Origin of the sequence: Streptomyces sp. NPDC020362 (assembly GCF_040642095.1) — a bacterium.
In the GTDB taxonomy this organism is placed as follows: domain Bacteria; phylum Actinomycetota; class Actinomycetes; order Streptomycetales; family Streptomycetaceae; genus Streptomyces.
In genome coordinates this window covers 1-1958 of the sequence record NZ_JBFAET010000460.1, presented here as the reverse complement: position 1 = coordinate 1958, position 1958 = coordinate 1, and the positions used below count along the sequence as shown (strand labels likewise).

Sequence of the window (1958 nt, the reverse complement as noted above, 5' to 3'; positions counted from 1 at the left end):
CCGCGGCCTCCCCGACCGCGGTGATCACCCCGTCGTGCACGGCCACCGCCGTGGCGGTGGGGCGGCCGGGGTCGAGGGTGCGCACCTGCGCGCCCGTGAGGACGAGGTCGGCAGCGGGCATGGGAGCAACTCCATTACGGGCCGGGGTCATTCGGCGGGTCCTGTGGGCCGGGCGGATCCGGCGGGTGCAGTGCGTCCTGCCGATCCGGCGGTTTCGTCGGGGCCTGGGGGTCCGGCGGTTTCGTCGGTCCCTGTGGGGCCCGTGGGCTTCTTGAGCCCTGTGGGCCCTCCGGGTTCCAGGGGTCCTGTGGGCTCCGTGGGACCGGTGGTTTCGGTCGGCTCCGCGGCGAAGGCGGCGTACACCGCGGGCCGGTTGCGGCGCAGCCACCACGCCAGCGGGAGGCCGAGGACGAAGGCAGCCGGTGCCACGACGACGAGCAGGGTGTTCACGGCCGGGGACGCGCCGGTGAACAGGTCGATGTGGCCCACCACCAGCACGATCGCGGCCACCAGCAGGACGGCGGCGGCGACGGGCGCGACCAGCGTGCGCAGGCTGCCCTCCTGGTGACCGACCCGCCGGAAGTAGCACGGTACGGCGACCGCCGCGAGCAGCTGCAGCAGCAACAGGCCGATCATTCCCGGGGTGTTCACCCACAGCAGCAGATGCTGGTACGGGTCTGCGTGTGCGGCCCAGAACGCGAGGACCACGACCGCTCCGAGGACCGTCTGGGCGATGCCGGCGAGGTGGGGGGAGCGGTGGCGGGGGTGGATGCGGCCGAGCCGGCGGGGCAGTACGCCTTCTTCCGCCAGGGCGAGGACGTAGCGGTTGATCGCGTTGTGGAAGGAGAGGAGGGAGGCGATGACGCTGGTGATGATGAAGACGTGCATGAGGTCGGCGGCCCAGCCGCCCACGTACCTGGTGATCGCGGTGAAGAAGAGCCCGGCGGGATCCTTGCCCGCCGCCCGGACGACCTGGTCGTCGCCGAAGGCCTGGATGGCCACCCAGACGACGAACGCGTAGAACAGGCCGAGGAATCCGACGGCCAGGTAGGTGGCGCGCGGCACCGTGCGCTCGGGCTCGCGGGCCTCGCGGCGGTAGATGACGGTCGACTCGAAGCCGGTGAACGCGGCGAACGCGAACGCGAGGACCGCGGCCGTGCCCGGGACGAACACGTGCGCCGGGGCCAGCGAGGCGGAGGACAGGCCGTGCGCGCCGCCCTTGACCAGGACTCCGCCCGCGAGCAGGACGAGTATCCCGGTCTCGGCGACGAGCAGGACACCGAGCAGCTTGGCGCCGAAGTCGATCGAGCGGAAGCCGCCGTAGCCGATGAGGAGCAGTCCGGCCAGGGAGATGGGCAGCCAGGGGGTGTCGGCGCCGACGAGGGAGTGCAGGGTGTCCCGGGTGGCGGAGGCGAGCAGGCCGTAGACCCCGATCTCCATGCCGTTGTAGCCGATCAGCGCCAGTAGTGCGGCGCCGATGCCGGCCGGGCGGCCGAGGCCCTGGGTGATGAACGCGTAGAACGCGCCGCCGCCGGTGATGTGACGGCTCATGGTGGTGAAGCCGACGGCGAAGACGGCGAGCGTCAGGCCGGCCAGGAGATAGCCGACGGGCGCGCCGATGCCGCCCAGCAGGATGGCGAGGGGAGCGACGCCCGCCATGACGGTCAGCGGTGCGGCGGCGGAGACGACGAAGAAGGCGATGTCGGCGGTGCCGAGGGAGCCGGGGCGGAGCGTGGCCGCGGCGGACGACGCTCTCTCCTCGCTCTCCTCGTCCGGCCCTTGCGAGGTGGTCGCGGACATACGGGGGAGCCCTTCTGGCGGCGGACGGGCGGGTCTCCCGGCAGTGGGGCGGCCGGGTGCGCGGGCGTCGGCGGCCGTGAACGGGGTGGGCCGGGCCGACCGTGCCTTCGAGGTGGGCCTGGCGGCCGTCATGAATCACGCACGGGCACTGCGCGGGC

1 protein-coding gene is annotated in these 1958 nt (G+C 73.1%); it reads right to left on the bottom strand.

Annotated elements, in window-relative coordinates; genetic code table 11:
* Positions 1-147 precede the first annotated feature (147 nt).
* A complete protein-coding gene (locus tag AB0H32_RS48195) occupies positions 148-1800 on the bottom strand; it encodes an amino acid permease (RefSeq protein ID WP_361136062.1) in 1653 nt (550 codons plus the stop codon).
* Positions 1801-1958: the final 158 nt, after the last annotated feature.

Excerpts from the sequence above, each read along its gene's own strand:
- AB0H32_RS48195 (WP_361136062.1), bottom strand. The coding sequence starts at position 1,800 with ATGTCCGCGACCACCTCGCAAGGGCCGGACGAGGAGAGCGAGGAGAGA.